This window comes from Pseudomonas sp. XP1, from assembly GCF_053557675.1.
In genome coordinates, this window is the sequence record NZ_JBNRIJ010000025.1 from 44,684 (window position 1) to 64,496 (window position 19,813).

At 64.0% G+C, this 19,813-nt stretch carries 22 protein-coding genes; 11 read left to right on the plus strand and 11 right to left on the minus strand.

Annotated features, from left to right (window positions below; genetic code table 11):
* Positions 1-2 precede the first annotated feature (2 nt).
* Positions 3-479 (plus strand): MgtC/SapB family protein, encoded by a 477-nt coding sequence (locus ACK1U9_RS19165; RefSeq protein WP_449110101.1) that lies wholly within the window; start codon positions 3-5, stop codon positions 477-479.
* Positions 480-1,010: 531 nt separating this feature from the next.
* Here the strand turns inward: ACK1U9_RS19165 and ACK1U9_RS19170 are convergent.
* The 3 genes from ACK1U9_RS19170 to ACK1U9_RS19180 all read right to left on the minus strand — a co-directional run bounded on the left by ACK1U9_RS19170 (position 1,011) and on the right by ACK1U9_RS19180 (position 3,406).
* The gene (locus ACK1U9_RS19170) at positions 1,011-1,910 is read right to left on the minus strand and encodes a hydroxymethylglutaryl-CoA lyase (protein ID WP_046615381.1); all 900 of its coding nucleotides are present in this window, start codon (positions 1,908-1,910) and stop codon (positions 1,011-1,013) included.
* A 19-nt stretch (positions 1,911-1,929) separates the two neighbouring features.
* A complete protein-coding gene (locus ACK1U9_RS19175; RefSeq protein WP_013972930.1) occupies positions 1,930-2,328 on the minus strand; it encodes a MerR family transcriptional regulator in 399 nt (132 codons plus the stop codon).
* Positions 2,329-2,527: 199 nt separating this feature from the next.
* Positions 2,528-3,406: a helix-turn-helix domain-containing protein gene (locus ACK1U9_RS19180; RefSeq protein ID WP_085602169.1), complete on the minus strand. Its 879-nt coding sequence runs from the start codon at positions 3,404-3,406 to the stop codon at positions 2,528-2,530.
* A gap of 172 nt (positions 3,407-3,578) precedes the next feature.
* On the opposite strand from ACK1U9_RS19180, the gene pobA reads away from it, so the two are divergent.
* The 3 genes from pobA to ACK1U9_RS19195 all read left to right on the plus strand — a co-directional run bounded on the left by pobA (position 3,579) and on the right by ACK1U9_RS19195 (position 7,724).
* Positions 3,579-4,766 (plus strand): 4-hydroxybenzoate 3-monooxygenase, encoded by a 1,188-nt coding sequence (pobA, locus tag ACK1U9_RS19185; RefSeq protein WP_046615379.1) that lies wholly within the window; start codon positions 3,579-3,581, stop codon positions 4,764-4,766.
* A 215-nt stretch (positions 4,767-4,981) separates the two neighbouring features.
* Entirely contained in the window at positions 4,982-6,772 is a 1,791-nt protein-coding gene (gene ggt / locus ACK1U9_RS19190) for a gamma-glutamyltransferase (RefSeq protein WP_153670839.1), read from the plus strand.
* A gap of 70 nt (positions 6,773-6,842) precedes the next feature.
* Complete coding sequence (locus ACK1U9_RS19195) at positions 6,843-7,724, plus strand: LysR substrate-binding domain-containing protein (protein WP_196188762.1); 882 nt, start codon at positions 6,843-6,845, stop codon at positions 7,722-7,724.
* A 146-nt stretch (positions 7,725-7,870) separates the two neighbouring features.
* Here ACK1U9_RS19195 and ACK1U9_RS19200 read toward each other — a convergent pair whose 3' ends face one another.
* From ACK1U9_RS19200 to ACK1U9_RS19215, 4 genes are all read right to left on the minus strand, one after another.
* Positions 7,871-8,470, minus strand: a complete 600-nt coding sequence (locus tag ACK1U9_RS19200) for an START domain-containing protein (RefSeq protein WP_046615376.1) — start codon at positions 8,468-8,470, stop codon at positions 7,871-7,873.
* Positions 8,471-8,559: 89 nt separating this feature from the next.
* Positions 8,560-9,396, minus strand: a complete 837-nt coding sequence (locus tag ACK1U9_RS19205; RefSeq protein ID WP_013972924.1) for a bifunctional allantoicase/(S)-ureidoglycine aminohydrolase — start codon at positions 9,394-9,396, stop codon at positions 8,560-8,562.
* Positions 9,397-9,502: 106 nt separating this feature from the next.
* Positions 9,503-10,894, minus strand: coding sequence for an LLM class flavin-dependent oxidoreductase (locus ACK1U9_RS19210; protein WP_153670841.1), 1,392 nt, complete (start codon positions 10,892-10,894; stop codon positions 9,503-9,505).
* A 16-nt stretch (positions 10,895-10,910) separates the two neighbouring features.
* Positions 10,911-11,891: an aliphatic sulfonate ABC transporter substrate-binding protein gene (locus ACK1U9_RS19215; RefSeq protein ID WP_153670842.1), complete on the minus strand. Its 981-nt coding sequence runs from the start codon at positions 11,889-11,891 to the stop codon at positions 10,911-10,913.
* Between the two features lie 198 nt (positions 11,892-12,089).
* On the opposite strand from ACK1U9_RS19215, the gene ACK1U9_RS19220 reads away from it, so the two are divergent.
* Both ACK1U9_RS19220 and ACK1U9_RS19225 read left to right on the plus strand, forming a co-directional pair.
* Positions 12,090-12,974 carry a hypothetical protein gene (locus ACK1U9_RS19220; RefSeq protein ID WP_153670843.1) on the plus strand — a complete coding sequence of 295 codons (885 nt, stop codon included), beginning with the start codon at positions 12,090-12,092 and terminating at the stop codon, positions 12,972-12,974.
* 139 nt (positions 12,975-13,113) lie between these two features.
* Positions 13,114-13,797, plus strand: coding sequence for a TetR/AcrR family transcriptional regulator (locus ACK1U9_RS19225; protein ID WP_108479890.1), 684 nt, complete (start codon positions 13,114-13,116; stop codon positions 13,795-13,797).
* Between the two features lie 147 nt (positions 13,798-13,944).
* Here the strand turns inward: ACK1U9_RS19225 and ACK1U9_RS19230 are convergent, their stop codons facing one another.
* Positions 13,945-14,952, minus strand: a complete 1,008-nt coding sequence (locus tag ACK1U9_RS19230) for a GlxA family transcriptional regulator (protein ID WP_108479889.1) — start codon at positions 14,950-14,952, stop codon at positions 13,945-13,947.
* A 159-nt stretch (positions 14,953-15,111) separates the two neighbouring features.
* Between ACK1U9_RS19230 and ACK1U9_RS19235 the strand changes: the two genes are divergently transcribed.
* Together ACK1U9_RS19235 and ACK1U9_RS19240 are read left to right on the plus strand one after the other, a co-directional pair.
* Entirely contained in the window at positions 15,112-15,582 is a 471-nt protein-coding gene (locus ACK1U9_RS19235; RefSeq protein ID WP_108479888.1) for an FAD/FMN-containing dehydrogenase, read from the plus strand.
* A 107-nt stretch (positions 15,583-15,689) separates the two neighbouring features.
* Positions 15,690-15,902 (plus strand): PLDc N-terminal domain-containing protein, encoded by a 213-nt coding sequence (locus ACK1U9_RS19240; protein WP_046615369.1) that lies wholly within the window; start codon positions 15,690-15,692, stop codon positions 15,900-15,902.
* Positions 15,903-15,944: 42 nt separating this feature from the next.
* Here the strand turns inward: ACK1U9_RS19240 and ACK1U9_RS19245 are convergent, their stop codons facing one another.
* Positions 15,945-16,268 (minus strand): hypothetical protein, encoded by a 324-nt coding sequence (locus ACK1U9_RS19245; protein WP_046615368.1) that lies wholly within the window; start codon positions 16,266-16,268, stop codon positions 15,945-15,947.
* A 211-nt stretch (positions 16,269-16,479) separates the two neighbouring features.
* Here ACK1U9_RS19245 and ACK1U9_RS19250 point away from each other — a divergent pair, with 211 nt between their 5' ends.
* Entirely contained in the window at positions 16,480-16,890 is a 411-nt protein-coding gene (locus ACK1U9_RS19250; protein ID WP_046615367.1) for a RidA family protein, read from the plus strand.
* A 102-nt stretch (positions 16,891-16,992) separates the two neighbouring features.
* Complete coding sequence (locus tag ACK1U9_RS19255) at positions 16,993-17,865, plus strand: DMT family transporter (RefSeq protein WP_085602159.1); 873 nt, start codon at positions 16,993-16,995, stop codon at positions 17,863-17,865.
* Here ACK1U9_RS19255 and ACK1U9_RS19260 read toward each other — a convergent pair.
* Positions 17,862-18,581 carry a TorF family putative porin gene (locus ACK1U9_RS19260; RefSeq protein WP_108479887.1) on the minus strand — a complete coding sequence of 240 codons (720 nt, stop codon included), beginning with the start codon at positions 18,579-18,581 and terminating at the stop codon, positions 17,862-17,864. The genes ACK1U9_RS19255 and ACK1U9_RS19260 overlap by 4 nt on opposite strands.
* A gap of 81 nt (positions 18,582-18,662) precedes the next feature.
* Positions 18,663-18,914: a hypothetical protein gene (locus tag ACK1U9_RS19265; protein ID WP_046615364.1), complete on the minus strand. Its 252-nt coding sequence runs from the start codon at positions 18,912-18,914 to the stop codon at positions 18,663-18,665.
* A 127-nt stretch (positions 18,915-19,041) separates the two neighbouring features.
* Here ACK1U9_RS19265 and ACK1U9_RS19270 point away from each other — a divergent pair, with 127 nt between their 5' ends.
* Positions 19,042-19,701 carry a VIT1/CCC1 transporter family protein gene (locus tag ACK1U9_RS19270; protein ID WP_449110102.1) on the plus strand — a complete coding sequence of 220 codons (660 nt, stop codon included), beginning with the start codon at positions 19,042-19,044 and terminating at the stop codon, positions 19,699-19,701.
* Positions 19,702-19,813: the final 112 nt, after the last annotated feature.

Below are 19,813 nucleotides of genomic sequence, written 5' to 3' on the forward strand. Positions count from 1 at the left end.
ATATCACCGACCAGCGCGAGGTCACGCGAATCCTCGTACGCCTGCTGATGGCAGCCCTGCTCGGCGCCGTGCTGGGCTTCGAGCGTGAGCACAAGGGCAAGGCCGCCGGGGTGCGTACGCATATGCTGGTTTCGCTGGGCGCCGCGCTGTTCGTGCTGGCACCGAGCATGGCCGGGGCCGATGAGCAGGCCCTGAGCCGGGTGATCCAGGGCATTGTCGCCGGTATCGGTTTTCTGGGTGCGGGCACCATTCTCAAGGGCAACGGCCAGGACGCCAGCCATGTGAAGGGCCTGACCACTGCCGCCGGGTTGTGGATGACCGCCGCCATCGGTACGGCAGCCGGCATGGGCCGCGAAGCCACGGCGTTGATCAGCACGATACTGGCCCTGCTGGTGCTGGGCACGATGCCGTTGCTGGTGGACAAGCTCGAGGGGCAGGATGAGGGAAAGCAGGAGGAGGAAGAGGGCAGGAAGCACTGAGGGGAGCCGAAGCTCCCCCCAAAGCGTTGTTGCCTGCTCTTTTTTTATTATTGGGACCGGCCTTTTGTTGTTTTTGTCAGCCTGTCCTGTTGTTGCGGGCGACCCCCATGCGGGGTCAAGAGCAAACGTATTTTTTTGAGCGCTGACCTGCCTTCATCATTGCTGATCCGAACCTGGCTGCCGCTACCTGAAGGTAGTTTTATTGTTCTGTGCCAGACCGCGGGGCGTACCCCTGAAAAGCGTGTCGACTCCAAAAAAATCTGCTTGCTACGCCTCTGCCGTGTTGTTCTTGTTATGTCAGAGCCGTTACCTGTTGTTTTTATTGGGTGTCACATTCTTTTTGTTGTTGTACCAGAGATATAGCAGGGTGCGTGCCAACTTTTTAAAACCCTTTTAAATCAAGCGTTTGGCGATTTTTGTCGAAATCGACCGGCCTGAAATTCTGCCGATTTGTTTCCCTGTTACCCGATTTTTTGCTGCAAAACGTGGGGGCGGTAACACTCACCCACACCAATGTGACACCCGTATGACTTATTGCGCGCTACGCGCCCGCGCTACCCGCGACCCGTTGTCGCGGCCCAGCACGCTGCTGATGCGGCGGCCGGCGGTGATCAGCCGCTCAAGGTCAATGCCGGTTTCAATGCCCAGCCCCTGCAGCAGGTACACCACGTCTTCACTGGCGATATTGCCGGTAGCACCTTTGGCATAGGGGCAGCCGCCCAACCCGGCCACCGAACTGTCGAACACGCTGATGCCTTCGAGCAGGCTGGCATACACATTGGCCAGGGCCTGGCCATAGGTATCGTGAAAGTGACCGGCCAGTTGCTCGCGCGGTACCTGTGCCGCGACCACCTCGAACAGGCGTCGGGTTTCGCCGGCGGTACCGGTGCCGATGGTGTCGCCCAGCGATACCTCGTAGCAGCCCATGTCGTGCAGGGCACGGGCCACCGGGGCGACCTGCTCGGCGCTGACCTTGCCTTCATAGGGGCAGCCGAGCACGCACGACACATAGCCGCGCACGCGCACACCGTGGTTGCGCGCGGCTTCCATGATCGGCTCGAAGCGCTTGAGGCTGTCGCTGATCGAGCAGTTGATGTTGCGTTGCGAGAAGGCTTCGGAAGCGGCCGCGAACACCGCCACCTCCTTCACGCCGGCGGCCAGGGCGTCCTCGAAACCGCGCAAGTTGGGGGCCAGCGCTGCATAGGTGACCCCCGGGCGCTGGTGGATGCCGGCGAACACTTCGGCGGAGCCGGCCATCTGCGGCACCCACTTGGGCGAGACGAAACTGCCCACTTCGATATAGGCCAGGCCCGCTTCGGTGAGATCGTCCACCAGGCGCACCTTGTCGGCGACGCTGATGGGCTGGGCTTCGTTCTGCAGGCCGTCGCGGGGGCCTACTTCGACCAGGCGGACGTGTTTGGGCAAAGGCATGGCGGGTTTCCTGTGGCGTTCAGCGGTTGTCTTTGTTGTTCAGGGTGGCGGCCAGGGCTTGTTCGCAGCGCTCCTGGGCGGTGTCCAGCTCCAGCTGCATCTGGTGGATGTCGAGCATCTGCTGTTCCAGCTGGGCGCGGCGCTCGGCGATTTTCGCCAGCATGCTGTTGAGCTGCTTGAGGTTGCCGCTGGAGGGGTCGTACAGCTCGATCAGCTCACGGCATTCGGCCAGCGAAAAGCCGATGCGCTTGCCGCGCAGGATGAGCTTCAGGCTGACCTTGTCACGCGCCGAATAGATACGCTCCAGGCCGCGGCGCTCGGGGCTCAGCAGGCCCTGTTCCTCATAGAAGCGGATGGCGCGGGTGGTGATGTCCAGTTCGCGGGACAGGTCGGAAATGCTGTAGGTCTGGGTGCTCATGCTGGGGCTCGGCGTGGGGTATGCGGGTATCCTGAGGGTAGGTTGACGTATACGTCAAGCAGGGGCGCGAGATGGGTGCTGCCTGTGCCGGCCTCTTCGCGGGTAAACCCGCTCCCACAGGAAGTGCACAGGTCTTGAGGGCTGCGCAGTCACTGTGGGAGCGGGCAAGCCCGCGAAGAGTCCAGCACGGGCGAAAAAATTACTCAGACAAACCCGACCTGCGATACCCATTCGGTGTCTGCCCACTCAACCGCTTGAACCACCTGGCAAAATAGGTGGGGTCGGTAAACCCCAGGCTATCCGACAACTGCCCGATGCTCATCCGCGTATAGATCAGGTTGCGCCGCGCCTCCAGCAGCAAGCGCTGGTGCACCACCTGCAGCGCGGTCTGCCCACTCAGCGCCCGGCACAGCTGGTTCAACTGCAAACTCGGAATATTCAGCCGCGCGGCAAAGTCCTCCACCGACAGGTGCTCACGGTAATGCGCCTCGACCAGGCGCAGGTACTGCCCCAGCAACTGGCGGTCACGTTCATCGCGGTTGCGCGGTGCCTGACCCAGCTGCTGGCGGCGGCTGATCCACACCATCAGCGCCGTGACCAGCGCCTCGAGCAGTGCCGCCCGCGCCGGGGCATTGCCCTGGTATTCCTGCTGCAGGGTTTCGATCAGGCTGCGCAAGCGCACCCGGTCCCGACCAAGCGGGTAACACGCCGCCTTCGCCAGCACCGCCAGCGGCGCGCCCAGGCGCTGCTCCAGGTCGGCCACCAGTGCCGTGCCAAAGGTCAGCACATGCCCCTGGATATCGGCGCTGAAGCGAAAGCCGTGCACGGTCATCGGCGGCACTACCTGGATTGCCGCTTCGCTGATGATGCTGCGCACCCCCTCGACCTCCACCTCGGCTCGGCCGCGTTGCACATACAGCAACTGGAACAGCTCGGCGTGCTGGTGCGGCTTGATTTCCCAATGGTGCAAACGGCTACGCGCCGGGATCGACTCGCAGTGCAGCAGGTCGGTGCCGGGCCAGGCCTGGTTTTCGCCATACAGCTTGAACAAGGGGACGCCGGGGAGGGTGGATTTCATGCGTGCTGGCCTGTCCGTTAATCGAACGTTTTTTGTAAAAGTGCAGGTTATGCATGGAATAGCACACTTCAATGGCTGTTTTTGCCAGTAAAAATGCAAGGGCAAACCCTAACAGCAGATGCCGCTCCACTGCCAGTCCAGGGCCGGCGTCGTCCGTACAGAGACAACAACAATGAAAACTCAGGTTGCAATTATTGGTGCAGGTCCATCTGGCCTGCTGCTGGGCCAACTGCTGCACAAGGCCGGTATCGATACGCTCATCGTCGAACGCCAGACGCCCGAATACGTGCTTGGCCGCATCCGTGCCGGGGTGCTGGAGCAAGGCACGGTCGACCTGCTGCGTGAAGCCGGTGTGGCCGAGCGCATGGACCGTGAAGGCCTGGTACACGAGGGGGTCGAACTGCTGGTCGGCGGGCGCCGCCAACGCCTGGACCTCAAGGCGCTGACCGGTGGCAAGACAGTGATGGTATACGGCCAGACCGAAGTCACCCGTGACCTGATGCAGGCACGTGAAGCCAGCGGCGCGCCGATCATCTATTCGGCAAGCAATGTCCAGCCGCACGAACTCAAGGGCGAACGGCCCTACCTGACTTATGAAAAAGACGGCCAGGTGCACCGGGTGGACTGCGACTACATTGCCGGCTGTGACGGTTTTCACGGTGTCTCGCGGCAGAGCATCCCCGAGGGCATCCTCAAGCAGTACGAGCGGGTCTACCCGTTTGGCTGGCTGGGCATGCTGTCAGACACGCCACCGGTCAACCACGAACTGATCTACGCCCACCACGAACGCGGTTTCGTGTTGTGCAGCCAGCGTTCGCACACCCGTAGCCGCTACTACCTGCAGGTTCCGTTGGAAGAGCAGGTAGAGGCGTGGTCCGACGAGCGCTTCTGGGAGGAGTTGAAGGCACGCTTGCCCGAAGACGTGGCTGCGCGCCTGGTCACCGGCCCGGCCCTGGAAAAGAGCATCGCCCCGCTGCGCAGCCTGGTGGTCGAGCCGATGCAGTATGGCCACCTGTTCCTGGTCGGGGATGCTGCGCATATCGTCCCGCCGACCGGCGCCAAGGGCCTGAACCTGGCCGCATCGGACGTCAACTACCTGTACCGCATCCTGGTCAAGGTGTATCGCGAAGGGCGCACCGACCTGCTGCAGCAGTATTCGCCGCTGGCCCTGCGCCGGGTGTGGAAAGGCGAGCGATTCAGCTGGTTCATGACCCAGCTGCTGCATGACTTCGGCAGCCACAAGGACGCCTGGGACCAGAAGATGCAAGAGGCCGACCGCGAATATTTCCTGACCTCGCCGGCGGGGCTGGTGAACATTGCCGAGAACTATGTAGGGCTGCCGTTCGAAGAAGTGGCCTGAGGCCGTGTGCTGCCTGTCCTGGCCTCATCGCCGGCAAGCCAGCTCCCACAGGTACTGCGCAATGCTTGAGGTCGATGCAGTCGAGGTGTAGCTGGCTTGCGTGCGATACGCGCGAAGCCCGTGCCACTTTGAAAAAAAATACGACAGGGCTTGAAGTCAAGTTTGCGCATCACCGACAGTGCCTTGCTGAATAGGTAACGGCAGGAAGCACAACGATGACATTCTCCTCCCCCCTGATGGGCGCCTTGTGCCTGGTAGCTGCCAGTGGCTGGGCCTGTGCCGACCAGGTGCTGCCCGCACCACCGGAACTGGCCTCCGGCTACCGCACCGGCCTGCAGCCGGTGCATGCCAGCCGGCACATGGCCGCCGCCGCCAACCCGCTGGCCAGCGAGGCGGGGCGTGCGATGCTGCGTGCCGGTGGCAGCGCCATCGACGCGGCCATCGCCATGCAGATGGTGCTGACCCTGGTCGAACCGCAATCCAGCGGCATTGGTGGCGGGGCGTTCATCCTCTACTGGGATGGCCAGCGCGTACAGGCGTTCGATGGTCGCGAGGCAGCCCCGGCGGCGGTCACGGAAAACCTGTTCCTGCAAGCCGATGGTTCACCGATGCCGTTCAGGGCGGCGCAGATCGGCGGGCGTTCGGTGGGCGTACCGGGGGTTCTGCATGCCCTGAAGCTGGCCCATGAGCAGCACGGCAAGCTGCCTTGGCGCGACCTGTTCGCCCCGGCCATTGCACTGGCCCGTAACGGTTTTGCGGTTTCCGAGCGCCTTCACACGCTGGTGGCGGGCGACCCGTTCATTCCCCATTCACCAGCCATGGCCCGTTACTTCCTGAATGAGCACGGCAAGCCGCTGGCGGTGGGGACTACCTTGCGCAACCCCGAGCTTGCGCAAACCTTCGAGCAGATTGCCGAGCAGGGCCCCGAGGTGTTCTACAGCGGCAAGATCGCCGAAGCCATCGTCGCCAAGGTGCGCAGCCATGCCAATGCCGGCTACCTGTCGTTGCAGGATATGCAGCAATACCGGGCCAGGATGCGCGAGCCGCTGTGCGGCCCCTACAAGGCCTGGCGCATCTGTGGCATGCCACCGCCGTCGTCGGGTGGGGTGACGGTGCTACAGACCCTGGGTATCCTCGAAGCACTGCAGCGGGCGTCGCCACAGCGCGACCTTGCCGCCATGCGGCCGTTGCGCACTTCGTCCGTTGCCGGGTTGGAAGCCCCGCCCCTGGCCGTGCACCTGGTTGCCGAGGCCGAGCGCCTGGCCTATGCCGACCGCGCCCAGTACCTGGCCGACAGCGATTACGTGCCGGTGCCGCTCAAGGCCCTGACCGACCCCGCATACCTGGCCAGCCGCGCCGCGCAGGTCGGCGAGTACAGCATGAAGCGCGCCCGCCCCGGTCAGCCGCAGGGGGCCGACCTGGCCCTGGCGCCTGACCGCTCGCCGCTGCGCATTTCCACCTCGCACCTCAGCGCGGTGGACGACCGCGGCCAGGCCCTGGCCATGACCACGTCGGTGGAAGCAGCGTTCGGCTCGCACCTTATGGTCAAGGGTTTCTTGCTCAACAACCACCTGACCGACTTCTCGTTCATCCCTCGGGAACAAGGCAAGCCCGTGGCCAATCGGGTGCAACCAGGGAAGCGGCCGCTGTCCGCCATGGCGCCGACCCTGGTGTTCTCGCAAGCCTCTGGCGAGCTGGTGGCCAGCCTGGGCTCGCCCGGTGGCTCGCAGATCATCGGCTACGTGAACAAGGCGCTGATCGGCCTGCTGGATTGGCAGCTCGACCCGCAGCAGGCCGCCGGCCTGCCCAACTTCGGCAGCCGCAATGCCGGCACCGAAGTAGAGGCGGGGTTGGCCAGCCCGGCACTGATCCGCCAGTTGGCAGCCTGGGGGCATGAGGTGACGCCGATGACCATGACCAGTGGCACGCAGATCATCCAGCGCAGTGGCGAGGGTTGGTCGGGTGGTGCCGACCCTCGGCGCGAGGGCGTGGCTGTCGGCGACTAGCGGCCCGCGTTGCGGTGCAGCAGGTGGCGTGATAGAAGTCAGTCTTGCCATTCAGAAGTTGAATATCAAGATGTCCATCAGCGTGAAATCGAATAGGGCCCTGTTCGACCTCGACCTCCTGCGTGCCATTGTCGTGGTGGCCGATTGCGGCAGCTTCACCACGGCTGCTGCCCGCCTGCACTCCACCCAATCGACCATCAGCCAGAAGGTGCGCCGCCTGGAGGAAATGGTTGGCCACCGCCTGCTGGTGCGTGGCAATCGCGACGTGCTGCCGACCGACGCCGGGCAGACCCTGCTCGGCTATGCCCGGCACATGCTGGCCCTCAACGACCAGATGCTCGAAGCCTTGGCCGGGGCAATGGTCGGCGTGACCGTGCGCCTTGGCGTGCCTGAGGACTTCGTGGGTGGGCGTACCACCAATGCACTGTCGGCGTTCAGCCGGCTGCACCCGCAGGTGAAGCTGGAAGTGACCAGCGGCCTGTGCCGCGACCTCAGCCAGGCCTACGACAACGGTGAACTCGACCTGGTATTGCTCAAGCAGCGGCGCAACAGCCGCGAAGGCGTGGCCTGCTGGCCCGAACGCCTGCAGTGGATCGACAGCGCGCGCGCGCCCGCCTTCGAGCTGGACCCGATCCCGCTGGTTACCTTCCCGCCCCGCGGCCTGTACCGCGACGACATGATCACCGCCATCGAAGGCATGGGCCGGCGTTGGCGAATCAGTTTCACCAGCTCCAGCCTCAGCGGCATCCAGGCCGCGGTCGCCGATGGCATGGGTATCAGCCTGCTGCCGCCACGGGCGGCGACTGGCGAGCACCGGGTGCTGGGGGCAGGGCAAGGGTTGCCGGAGGTCGACAGCTACGAAATCGTCATCGTCCACCGGCCGACGGCAGATATGATGGTCAAGGCGTTGGCCGAGGTGATGACGCAACTGCTTGCGGGTGGCGGGATCTGACATGGTTTGGGGCCGCTTTGCGGCCCATCGCCGGCAAGCCGGCTCCCACAGGGTACGCGGACCACCTGCAAATCAGTTCTTGGCCTTGAGAACGGCGCGATCGGAATGGGGGCCTGGCTTGTCGGCGATAGAGCCGTACGTGCATTTCAAGGCTGGCGCTCGGCCACCGCCCGCAATGTCCGCAACGTCACCACTGGCGCATCCACCACAAATCGGTTGGCCAGCCACCCCGGCACATCGCCCGCCGGGTCGGCCTGCAGTTGGTAGATCACCTCGGTCTCGCGCTCACCCAGCGGTTTCATCCGCCACTCACCGCTGAGGTGCTGCACGCGGATCAGCCCCTTTACCTTGGGTATCCTGCCTGGCTCGGCGCTGAGGTGGCGCAGCAGCGTGCCGTCGTCCAGGCGTTCGGTGGTGACCTTCAGCACGATGTCCCGCGGCATGGTCGGCCACGGCAGGTTGGTGGTCAGGTACACCCAGGTGTTTTCGCCCTGCACATCCAGCAGGCGCATTTCGGCGCAGGCATACAGCCACTTGCAGGCTACCCGAAGGTTCTCCTGCAGGTCGGTGAGCGTGCGAACGCTGGCTTTCATGGTGCTGACACCACGGAATTGCTGGTAGGGCGAGTCGGGGGTGGCGCTCAGGTAAACGCGGATGCCTTCGCGGTCGTAGGCCAGGTTCCAGTCATCGGCGGCTGGGGTGGGGGGGCAGAGCAGCAGGGCGGCGAGCAGCAGGCAGCGGTTCATGGCTGGTACCGCGCGGGGGTGGGTGTTTCAGTATGCGCGGCAAACAGAAAGCCCGCCAGGTTGGCGGGCTTGCGGGCATCAGCCTGGGCTTAACGCTTGGGGTTCAGCGTCAGGTGCACATGACGGTTCACGTCCTTGTACAGCAGGTAGCTGAACTTGCCTGGGCCGCCGGCGTAGCAGGCTTGCGGGCAGAAGGCGCGCAGCCACATGAAGTCGCCGGCTTCCACTTCGACCCAGTCCTGGTTCAGGCGGTACACCGCCTTGCCTTCCAGCACGTACAGGCCGTGTTCCATCACGTGGGTCTCGGCGAACGGGATCACGCCGCCCGGCTGGAAGGTGACGATGTTCACGTGCATGTCGTGGCGCATGTCGGCCATGTCGACGAAGCGGGTGGTGACCCAGCGGCCTTCGGTGCCCGGCATTTCGATGACGGTGGCGTTGTCACGGTGGGTGACGAACGACTCGGGAACGTCCAGGCCTTCGACCTTCTGGTAGTGCTTGCGCAGCCAGTGGAAGGTGACGTTGGACTTGCTGTTGTTGCGCAGGCTCCACTCGGCGCCCGGGGCCAGGAAGGCGTAGCCGCCCGGTACCAGGGTGTGGTGCTTGCCTTCGACGGTGATGTCCAGTTCGCCTTCGACGATGAACACCACGGCTTCGGCGTTCGGGTCCAGCTCAGGGCGCTCGCTGCCGCCTTCCGGGGCCACTTCGACGATGTACTGGGAGAAGGTTTCGGCAAAACCGGTCAGCGGGCGGGCGATGACCCACATGCGCATCTTGTCCCAGAACGGCAGGTGGCTGGTGACGATGTCACGCATCACGCCCTTGGGGATGACGGCATAGGCTTCGGTGAACATGGCACGGTCAGTCAGCAGCTCGGTCTGAGCCGGGTGCCCACCGTGGGGGGCGAAGTACGAATGGTTCGACATGGACGATCTCGACTTGTTGTTCTCTCCCCATGCCGTGAACCGCACCGGCCGGTGCGGCGCAGGGGATGTGGCGACAGAATAGGGTCGAGTGTGTGCCATCCACAAATTAAATGTTGGAATACCCGGTATTTGTCGGCTGAATGCGAACCTGCCGGCCAGCGTGCCCTTCCGGCAAGCGGTCGCCCTGGCCGAACAGCTTGTGACGCAAGGTGCCTTCGGCATAGCTCAACGGGTAGCACCCACGGCGTTGCAGCTCGGGCACCAGCAGCTCGACCACGTGGGCCAGGTCGTCCGGTTGCACTGCGTAGGTCAGGTTGAAGCCATCGATGCCGGTCTGGTCCAGCCAGCTTTCCAGTTGGTCGGCGACTTCGCTGGCAGTACCCACCAGTACCGGGCCACGGCCGCCCAGGCCAACGAACTCGGCAGCCTCGCGCACGGTCCAGCTGCGGTTCGGGTCGGCGGCGGTGAAGGCGGCCAGGGCTGCGCGGCCGGCATCGTTTTCGACGTATTCGATGGGCGCATCGGGGTCGAGGCCGGCAAAGTCGATGCCGGTCCAGCCTGACAACAGCGCCAGGGCGGCGTCCAGGTCGACATAACGGCGGTATTCGGCAAAGCGTGCCTCGGCCTCCTCCCGGGTGGGGGCAACGATCAACAGCGCCTGGGCATAGATCAGCACTTCTTCACGGCCACGCCCGGCGACCTCGCTGGCCTGGCGGATGCCGTCGGCGTAGCGGCGCAGGACCGTGGGCGTCGGCCCGCTGATGAACACGCATTCGGCGTGCCGCGCCGCGAACTGCTGGCCGCGCGCCGAAGCACCGGCCTGGAACAGCACCGGCGTGCGTTGGGGCGAAGGTTGGCACAGGTGCATGCCTGGCACCTGGAAGTGCTCGCCCACATGGCTGATAGGGTGCACCTTGGCGGGTTCGATGTAGCGCCCGCTGTCACGCTCCAGCACCACCGCATCGTCGTCCCAGCTTTTTTCCCATAGCTTGTACAGCACCTGCAGGTATTCCTCGGCCAGGTCATAGCGCTGGTCGTGGCCCAGTTGGCGCGCCAGGCCCAGGTTGCGCGCGGCGCTGTCGAGGTAGCCGGTGACGATGTTCCAGCCGACCCGGCCATTGCTCAGGTGGTCGAGCGTGGACATGCGCCGGGCGAAGGGATAGGGGTGTTCGTAGGTGAGCGAGAAGGTGACGCCGAAGCCCAGGTGCTCGGTCACCCCGGCCATGGCCGGCACCAGCAGCAGCGGGTCGTTGACCGGCACCTGCACGCCACCACGCAGGGCGGCTTCGGGGCCGCCCTGGTAAACGTCGTAGATGCCCAGTACATCGGCGATGAACAGGGCGTCGAACAGGCCGCGTTCGAGCAGTCGGGCCAGGTCGGTCCAATAGCTCAGGTGGTTGAAGGCCACGCTGGTGTTGCGCGGATGGCGCCACAGACCGGGGGACTGGTGGCTGGCGGCATTCATGCTGAAGGCGTTGAAGCGGATCGGGCGGGGCATGGTGGGCGCGCTCCGCTCAAGGCAGCACGGAAGCCGGGTAGACCGCGTCGGCCACCTGCAGCTTGCGTGGAATCAGGCCCAGGCCCTGGAAGGTATCGGCCAGCTTCTGTTGCTCGGCAACGATCTGCGGGGTAATGGCCACGGCATTGTAGTTGCGCCGCTCGCTGGCCACTTGCAGCACGTTGGCGTTGATCCCCAGTTGCGGGGCCAGCAATGCGGCGACTTCCGCAGGCTTGGCATTGGCCCACTGGCTGACTTTGCCCAGTTCGACGAAGAAGGTCTTCAGCAAGGCGCGATGCTGGTCGGCGAAGCTGGCGGTGGACAGATAGAAGGTGCGGTTGTTGGACAGACCGCTGCCGTCGCGCAGGTTCTTCAGGCCCGGCTGGCTCTCTGCCGCGGCAAGGAACGGGTCCCAAAGGGTCACGGCCTGGACGCTGCCCGATTGCAGGGCTGCCACGGCATCGGCGGCGTTGTTGACGTAGGCCGGGGTGATGTCCTGGTAGCTGAGGCCGGCCTGTTCCAGGGCAACGGCCAGCAGGTACTGGGCGTTCCAGCCGCGGCCGGTGGCCACGCGCTTGCCCTTGAGGTCTTGCACGGTGGTCAGGTGGTCCTGCTCGCGCACCACCAGGCCGATGCCGCGTGGGTAGGGTTGCTCGGCGGCCAGGTAAACCACCGGCTTGCCTGCGGCCTGGGCGAACACCGAGGGTGCGTCGGCGGCATGGCCGAGGTCGATCGCGCCGGTACTCAAGGCTTCTAGCAGCTGCGGACCAGCGGCGAACTCGTGCCAGCTGACTTTCACGCCTTGCGGCGCCAGGGCCTTCTCCAGGGCGCCGCTGCCCTTGAGGATGTTGATGCTGTTGAACTTCTGATAACCGATGCGCAGGGTCCTGGCCTCGTCGGCAAGGGCCTGGGACCAGGGCAACAGGGTACTGGCGACACTGGCCAGCAAGCCGCCGATCAACAGGCGGCGCAAGGGGGAGAAGGCGCGGGCGGGCATGGGCATTGCTCCTTGATATTGGAAGGGAAGCGGTGTGCCCAGACTAAGGAGGTGGCGTTTGGCTTTCAATTTCAATATTCCAATTTGTTAGAACGATTTGTTATTTTTATATCCTTTTGTTTTGTTATGAATGGTCCATTTCGACATTTTTTTCACATTCGCTTGCTAGGCTCCCCCGGCATTTCCGAGGAGCCCTACATGTCGCACTTCCTGCGCAAGCGCAGCACTCGCATGGCCCTGGCCGCCAGCGCCGGCCTGCTCACGACCACCCTGGGCTTCTTTGCCTGGCAGAGTTTCTACCCGGTGCAGGCTGCCTCTGGCTGGGGCGTCGAGGTGTTGCACCGCGACGTGACCAAGGCCGCATCTCTGTTGCCGCAAGCCGATGGCAGCCTGTTGGTCAGCCGCGAACTGGACGACGGCCGTGGCAGCATCCTCAGGATCACCGCCCAGGGCGATCGGGTGGTGGTCATCGACAACCTGTCCAAGCCCGACGGTATGGTGGCTGCGCAGGGAGGCTGGGTGTTCAGTCAGGAAGGCGGGTTTGCCCCGGTCAGCCTGGCCCGCGATGGCCAGGTCACGTGGCTGTTCGACGGCCAGAGCGTGCAGGGCCTGTGGAACGACGGCGAGCACCTTTACGCCATCGAGGACCGCAAGGGCGATGGCCGTTTGATGCGTTATGACTGGCGCAGCGGCCAGCTCGATGTGCTGCGCTCCGGCCTCACCGAAACCGAAGGCCTGACCCGCTGCAGCGACGGGCGTTTGCTGTATACCGAAAAGGCAAGCGGCAAGGTCCGTGCCCTGTCCGACGATGGCCGGGACCCGGTGGTGGTCGATGGCCTGCGCAACCCGACGTTCCTGTTCTGTGACCAGCGCGGCCTGTGGATCAGCGAAGACAACACCCACCGTGCCCGGCTGCTGCGCATCGGCGCCGATGGCGCGCGGCAGACCGTGCTGTCGTTCCTCAAGGCGCCGCAGTCGATCGTCGCCGATGGCAAGGGCGGCTACCTGCTGGCCGAAGGCGGGCGCAACCGTGTGCTGCACCTGACGCCGCCGCTGGAGCGCAATACCGCCCAGCGCGATTGACCCTGCGCCTGGCTGGGCAGGCGCAGTTTGTGGGTGGGCAGCAGCGGTGGGTGATGGCTACACGACCAACAGCGCGCTTCCCTGCATGGGCGCGCTCGCGGATAATCCCCCCATTCCAATAAACAGCCTGTGAGTGGGTATGAGTGATTCCGTAGTCGGCCTCGGCCAGCCTGAAACCGAAGGGGGGCGCAAGACGCGCAAGAACAACCCCGAGAAAACGCGCGAGGACATCCTTCAGGCCGCCATCAACGAGTTCGTCCAGCAAGGGCTGGCAGGTGCCCGTGTCGACGCCATCGCCGAGCGCACCGCCACCTCCAAGCGCATGATCTACTACTACTTCGGCAGCAAGGAGCAGCTGTACTGCGAGTGCCTTATCAAACTGTACGGCGACATCCGCAAGACCGAGCAAAGCCTGGAGCTGGAGTCGCTGCCGGCCGAGCAGGCGATCCGCCGGCTGGTGGAGTTCACCTTCGATCACCACGACCGCAACGTCGATTTCGTGCGGATCATCTGCACCGAAAACATCCACTACGGCGAGTACGTCAAGCAGTCACCGGCGATTCGCGAAATGAGCAGCCTGGTGCTCGAGGCCCTGGGCAAAACCTTGCGTCGTGGGGTGCAGGAAGGTGTGTTCCGCGCCGGCATCGAGGTCATCGACCTGCACATGCTGATGAGCTCGTTCTGCTTCTACCGGGTGTCGAACCGCCACACCTTTGGCGAGATCTTCCAGATCGACCTGTCCGATGAGCAGGTCAAGCTGCGTCACAAGGCCATGATCTGTGATGCGGTGTTGCGGTACATCCAGATCGAGCATCGCCCCTGAAGGTTTTCCAGTGCCTGGGCTTGCTTCTTCGCGGGTAAACCCGCTCCCACAGGATCACTGCGGTCCCAAAGATTTGCACAGTACTTGTGGGAGCGGGTTTACCCGCGAAAGGGCCGGCCCAGGCGACACATCGATGAACCTTGATGCTCACTCGCCCAACCGCTGCTCACGCGACGGCGGGTAGCCAAAGTAAGCCGCATAGCATTTGCTGAAATGCGACACCGAAACAAACCCGCAAGCCACTGCCACTTCCATCACCGACAGGTCGGAATACTGCAACAGGCGCCGGCTCTTGGTGATGCGCAGCTCCATGTAGTAACGCCGCGGCGAAGTGCCAAGCTGGGCCTGGAACAGGCGGTCGATCTGCCGGCGCGAGCGCCCGCTGTAGGCGGCCAGCTGGTCGAGGCTGAGGGTTTCCTCGAGGTTGTTCTCCATCAGCTCGACGATGGTACGCAGGTGCAGGCTCATGGACTTCTTCGCGCCCGGGCCGACCTGGCGGTAGCGGGCGCCGGAGAACGACAGGATTTCCTCGACGCCTTCGGCCAGGCCGTCGCCATACAGCCGGCGCACCAGCCCGAGCATCAGCTCCATGGCGCCATTGGGGCTGGCTGCGCTGAGGCGGTCGCGGTCGAGGGTGAAGCTGGCCGGGGTAATCCGCGTCTGCGGGCTGCGCTCGGACAGGCTGGCGCGCTGTTCGGGGTGGATACTGCAGCCATAGTCGTCCAGCACCCCGGCGCGGCCGAGGAACCAGGCGCCGTTCCATAACCCGCCCAAGGCCATGCCCTGGGTCGCGCAATCGCTCAGCAGGCGGTCGAGCTCAGGGTACTTCAATGGCGTGCGCAGGCCGCCGCAGATCACCAGCAGGTCCAGCTCCTTCAGCGCCTCGGCGGATAACTCGGTGGCCACCAGCTCCAGCCCCAGGTCGCTGAGCACGCGGTCGCCTTCCAGCGACAATGGGGTGAACTGGAAGCTGTCGGCGCGCAGCAGGTTGGCCGTGACCAGCACGTCCATGGCCACGGTGAAGCTGGCCATCGAGAAGTGTTCGAGCAATACGAAATCGACCCGATAGGTGGCCTGGGCATTGGCGCTGGCGGACTTCAGCCGCAGCATGTTGCTGGTGCTGGTCTTCTTGCTGAACTGGCGTGGCGTGGGCACTCTGGACTCCGCTTCCTGGCTGGCCTGGAGAGTGTGGCGGCTGGCCTGGGGAAAGACAATCTCCCGGGTGGCCGTGTCGTATTCCAGGTCGTATTCAGGCAACCTGCCTGACGTGGCCGTTGGCGCTATGCTGATGTCCCGTCACTGAGGATGCCTTTGATGAAATCCGCTTTTGCCCTGCTGCTTTGCCTGATGCCGTTGCTGGCCAATGCCCTCGAACCGGGCGACAAGCTCGCCCCGTGGACGCTGCTCGACCAGCACGACCACGCCTACAGCCTCGACACCGGTACGCACATCCTGCTGGTGGCGCGCGACATGGACGGTGCCAAGCTGGTGAAGGCGGCGCTGGCCGACCAGCCCGAGGGTTATCTGGAGGCGCGCGATGCGGTGTTCGTTGCCGACATCCAGCGCATGCCAGCGCTGATCAGCAAGCTGTTCGCCATCCCCGCCATGCGCGATTACAACTACCGGGTTCTGCTCGACCGCGACGGGCGGGTGGCCAGCCGTTATCCCGGGCAGGATGGCCAGGTGCAGTGGTTGCAACTGAAGCAAGGTAAGCTGGTGAGCCAGCGTGCATTTGCCGATGCGCCGGCGTTGAAGGCGGCGCTGGAGACTGCACCGCGGCATTGAGAGCCGCTCCCGTAACGGGCCGCGGTGCCATGCCGCCAGCCAAATCAATCTGAACCCTGGGCCGTTTGTGCAACCCAAACCATTACATGCCAAATGGGAGAGCGCTCATGGAAATCGGAACGATCTGGATCATCATCGCGGCCTTTGTGATCATGCTGGAAATCTGGGCCATCTGGCACATCATCGGCAGTGACCGGCGCGCCGAGCGCAAGATGCTGTGGATCGTCTTCGTAGTCTACGCGCCATTCCCCGGCTTGCTGTTCTGGGCCTGGCGCGGGCCTAGGGCGGTGAAGGGCAGGGCGGTACTGCAGGAAAAATGATGGAAACGGCCTCAGGCGCGGGGCGCCTGGGGCCGTCGGTGTTCACTTGGGCAGGATTTCGAAGCGAATGGCGGACCCCAGCCCGTCCACCATCAGGCAGCCGTAGAACTTCACGGTCGACAGCACACTAAGACCCTTGAGCGCTTCATGAATGTAATCGTGAAGCAGCTTTTCGGCGTCGCGCCTGCGGTCTGCGAGTGTGGTGCTGTTGAGCGTGATGACCCCGAGCAAGGTGGTCTCTATGTGTTCAACGGTGTCCAGGCCAATTTTCTCGCGCAGGTGCAGGCGCGCCTTTGCCGCATCGTCTTCATCTCGTGCGTTTTTTGGCTTGATGGTGTAAGCCAGCTGAAAATGATTTTTGCTCATCGCTTTATCCTTCATACGTACAGGCCTCCGTGCCGGGCCCTGCAATCTAGCGCCTGGCGGTCACCGCGCATACGAACGTGTGGTTCCACAAATCCAGCGTGCTGTGCGAAACGTCCTACGCAGGCAAGCCCGCTTTCACGATGCATGCTTGACCTCGAGTTAACTCAAGGTTCGATACTTCGTCCCTCTTCCCATTGATCGAGGGCTTACCGTGAGCCATTCAACCGCGTTTCAGCTGAGCAATCCCGAAGGCCTGTACGACCCCAGCGGCAATGCCTATTCCCATGTCGCCGAGGTTCGTGCCGACAGCCGCCTGCTGTTCATCGCCGGCCAGGGCGGGGAAGGCCGCAACGGGCAGCTGTCGTCCCAGTTCGCCGAGCAGGCGCGTCAGGCACTGGCCAACCTGGAGATTGCCCTGGCGTCGAAAGGCGCCAGCCTGGCCCATGTGTTCAAGCTGACCCTGCTGATCGTCGGGCATTCCGAAACGCGCCTGCGTGAGTGGGTAGCCGAGGCTGACAGGGCCTGGGGCCCCTGCATGAAGCCGACCTGCACGCTGATCCCGGTACCCCGGCTGGCGCTCGATGGCATGCTGGTAGAAATCGAGGCGATGGCTGCGGTATAGAGCCGGGCGATTTGGTGGTGGCGCCAGATAAACTCTCTGTTGTATACCGGTGCTGGCAGCATGGCCGCTATAACAACAATTGATCTCAGAGGTGACCACACCATGAGCACCGGCACCACCACGCTCGCCGACCGCAAGGCCCGAAGCTGGGCCTGGCTAGCACTGTTCAGCCTGATGGCCTTCGCTGCCAACTCGGTGTTCTGCCGGCTCGCGCTGAAGGAAGGGGCCATCGACCCGGCATCTTTCACCATGGTGCGCCTGGCCAGTGGTGCACTGTTCCTGTTGCTGTTGATCCGCCTGCGCAAACCAGCGCTTGCCATGGGGGGTAGCTGGCGCGGCGGCCTGGCACTGTTTCTCTACGCATTCCTGTTTTCTGCGGCATACCTGCAACTGGGCGCAGGCGCGGGTGCGTTGCTGCTGTTCGGCGCGGTGCAGATCACCATGTTCGGCTTCGCCTGGTACAAAGGCGAACCCATCACCGCGCGGATGCTGCTGGGCATGCTGATCGCCTTCGCCGGCCTGCTGGTGCTGCTGTTGCCCGGTACCGCGGCACCACCCCTCGCCAGTGCCTTTGTGATGGCCCTGTCCGGCGTGGCCTGGGGCGTTTACACGCTGCTGGGCAAAGGCTCACCCAGGCCGCTGGCCGACACCGCTGGCAATTTCGCCCGGAGCCTGCCATGCCTGGTGCTGCTGGTGCCGATGCTGTTGCTGGGCGCCGGCTTGCACCTGAGCCCGCTCGGCTTGCTGTATGCGCTGGGTTCCGGAGTGCTGGCGTCGGGAGCAGGCTATGCCGTTTGGTACGGCGTGGTCAGGCAAGTCAGCGCGCAGCAGGCGGCGACCATGCAACTGAGCGTCCCGGTGATTGCGGCGTTGGGTGGTGTTGGCCTGATCGGCGAGCCATTGTCGTTGCGCTTGCTGGTGGCGTGCGTGGTGGTGCTGGGCGGTATCGCCCTGGCGCTGACGTCGCGGCGTTAAAAGAAACTGCGTTGCGCCTTGAGCGTGACCATGCTGTCGCAGTAGGTGTTGATGCCCGAGTACGCATCACACCCGCCACCACTGAGGTTGGAGTTGCTGTAGACCAGGTTCAGGTCGATGCCGAGCCAGGGCCGGGACAGCTCCAGCGACCAATCGGAAAAGGCATTCACCTGGCTGCCATCACCAATGGTGAATGGCGTACCCAGACGGTGATGGGCAAGCTTGACGCTCAGGTCGACGTCAAACAGCGGTAGTTGGCCGAAGTCTGCGAACAGCGTGCCGGTGCGGTTGTCGGGGTTGTTGCGCAGCGCGCCACCGAAACGGCTGCCCAGCACCGAAACACCGCCGTACAGGGCATAGCTGTCGGGGCCTGCGATGTTTGGCTGACTATAATGGATCAATCCCACCTCGTAGCCCAGGCTGCTGTCGAACTGGTGCTTGTAGCCCAGGTAACTATCCAGCCGCAGGGTGGAGTCGGGTGTCACACCCATGCTCGGGGCGTACTGGCCGAGGTACCAGCCACTGGGGTGGCTGAAGTCGAGGCCGCCGTGGAACGCACCGATGGCGCTGGGCGAAATCAGCCCCTGGGCCATGCTGCGTGAGGGTGTGGTGCCGAGCGTGAAGTCGAAGTCGCCCAGTTCGCGTTTGATCTGTTGGGCCAGCAGCCCGGGGCTGAACAGCAGTGCAGCACCCAGCAACAGAAGGGGCCTGGTCATGGTCTCCGTCCTGGAAGGCTTGCGGTTGAGCGGTAGAGCATACCTGTGCAGGTAACGGGAGGGAACCTCTGGCTGGCCCACTCAGCCTTTGGTCGAACGGTCGGCATCTGCAGCTTCGGTCACCACGGGCAGGTTGCCGGCACGCTGGATTACCCGCCGTTGCTGCTCGTAGTCGTCCAGCGACAGGCCGCGGCGTTGCAAGGCTTCCAGTTGCAGTTGACGGGTTTCTTCGACGGTGTAGGGGCGCAGTTCGGGGTGGCTGGCACAGCCGCTGACGATCGCGATGGCAAGAACGGCAAGGGTGGTGGACAGCAGGCGGGCCAAGGTGTTCATCAGGTAGCTCCAGGGGCCAGAGGGCGGGCGGCGAGTCGATGGAGCTAGGTTATTCGGCCATGTCGTTCGGCAGAAATTGCCAGTCTCGATAGTGACTATCGATGGTTCCAGAGAACCGGAGGGTGCGATGGGGCAAGACGAGCAACCGCGTAAACGGGGCGTGCTGCAACCGATCGACCGGATCACCGAAGTCATCTTCGGCCTGTTGATGGCGATGACCTTCATCGGCTCGCTGAGCGTGGCCACGGCAGGGCGCGAAGACGCCCGGTTGATGCTGGTTGCGGCGCTCGGTTGCAACCTGGCTTGGGGCCTGGCCGACGCGGTCATCTATCTGCTGCGCACCTGGACCGAACGCACCCGCAGCCGGACCTTGCTGGCCCGCCTGCAAGCCAGCGATATTACCCAGGGGCGCAGGCTGATTGCCGATGCGCTGCCAGAGCGCATCGGCCTGGCACTGGATGAAGACGGGCTGGAGATGCTGCGCGGACGGATGCTGCGTGATGCTGGGCGCCCGCTGCCGGCACGCCTGGGGCTGGATGATTTCAGGGCGGCCCTGGCCACGTTCCTGCTGGTGGTACTGGCAACCTTCCCGCTGGTCATTCCGTTCCTGCTGATCGACACCACCGGTACGGCCATCCGTGTATCGAACCTGGTCGCCCTGGCCATGCTGTTCCTGGCGGGCTGGCTGCTGGCACGCTATTCCGGTGGTCGCACCCTGTTGACCGGCGTGGTCCTGGCGGTTGTCGGGGTGTCACTGATCCTGGCGATCATCGCCCTGGGCGGCTGAGCATCAACCGCTCATTATTTGATGTCGCGGACGCGTTCACGGCCTTGTTGCTTGGTGTGGCGTTTGTCCTGTCGGCAGCCTCAATTACAGATCTCAACCCAGCCCTGAGATA

Excerpts from the sequence above, each read along its gene's own strand:
- ACK1U9_RS19170 (WP_046615381.1), bottom strand. The coding sequence starts at position 1,910 with ATGCCTTTGCCCAAACACGTCCGCCTGGTCGAAGTAGGCCCCCGCGAC.
- ACK1U9_RS19175 (WP_013972930.1), bottom strand. The coding sequence starts at position 2,328 with ATGAGCACCCAGACCTACAGCATTTCCGACCTGTCCCGCGAACTGGAC.
- ACK1U9_RS19180 (WP_085602169.1), bottom strand. The coding sequence starts at position 3,406 with ATGAAATCCACCCTCCCCGGCGTCCCCTTGTTCAAGCTGTATGGCGAA.
- pobA (WP_046615379.1), top strand. The coding sequence starts at position 3,579 with ATGAAAACTCAGGTTGCAATTATTGGTGCAGGTCCATCTGGCCTGCTG.
- ggt (WP_153670839.1), top strand. The coding sequence starts at position 4,982 with ATGACATTCTCCTCCCCCCTGATGGGCGCCTTGTGCCTGGTAGCTGCC.
- ACK1U9_RS19195 (WP_196188762.1), top strand. The coding sequence starts at position 6,843 with ATGTCCATCAGCGTGAAATCGAATAGGGCCCTGTTCGACCTCGACCTC.
- ACK1U9_RS19200 (WP_046615376.1), bottom strand. The coding sequence starts at position 8,470 with ATGAACCGCTGCCTGCTGCTCGCCGCCCTGCTGCTCTGCCCCCCCACC.
- ACK1U9_RS19205 (WP_013972924.1), bottom strand. The coding sequence starts at position 9,396 with ATGTCGAACCATTCGTACTTCGCCCCCCACGGTGGGCACCCGGCTCAG.
- ACK1U9_RS19210 (WP_153670841.1), bottom strand. The coding sequence starts at position 10,894 with ATGCCCCGCCCGATCCGCTTCAACGCCTTCAGCATGAATGCCGCCAGC.
- ACK1U9_RS19215 (WP_153670842.1), bottom strand. The coding sequence starts at position 11,891 with ATGCCCGCCCGCGCCTTCTCCCCCTTGCGCCGCCTGTTGATCGGCGGC.
- ACK1U9_RS19220 (WP_153670843.1), top strand. The coding sequence starts at position 12,090 with ATGTCGCACTTCCTGCGCAAGCGCAGCACTCGCATGGCCCTGGCCGCC.
- ACK1U9_RS19225 (WP_108479890.1), top strand. The coding sequence starts at position 13,114 with ATGAGTGATTCCGTAGTCGGCCTCGGCCAGCCTGAAACCGAAGGGGGG.
- ACK1U9_RS19235 (WP_108479888.1), top strand. The coding sequence starts at position 15,112 with ATGAAATCCGCTTTTGCCCTGCTGCTTTGCCTGATGCCGTTGCTGGCC.
- ACK1U9_RS19240 (WP_046615369.1), top strand. The coding sequence starts at position 15,690 with ATGGAAATCGGAACGATCTGGATCATCATCGCGGCCTTTGTGATCATG.
- ACK1U9_RS19245 (WP_046615368.1), bottom strand. The coding sequence starts at position 16,268 with ATGAGCAAAAATCATTTTCAGCTGGCTTACACCATCAAGCCAAAAAAC.
- ACK1U9_RS19255 (WP_085602159.1), top strand. The coding sequence starts at position 16,993 with ATGAGCACCGGCACCACCACGCTCGCCGACCGCAAGGCCCGAAGCTGG.
- ACK1U9_RS19260 (WP_108479887.1), bottom strand. The coding sequence starts at position 18,581 with ATGACCAGGCCCCTTCTGTTGCTGGGTGCTGCACTGCTGTTCAGCCCC.
- ACK1U9_RS19265 (WP_046615364.1), bottom strand. The coding sequence starts at position 18,914 with ATGAACACCTTGGCCCGCCTGCTGTCCACCACCCTTGCCGTTCTTGCC.
- ACK1U9_RS19270 (WP_449110102.1), top strand. The coding sequence starts at position 19,042 with ATGGGGCAAGACGAGCAACCGCGTAAACGGGGCGTGCTGCAACCGATC.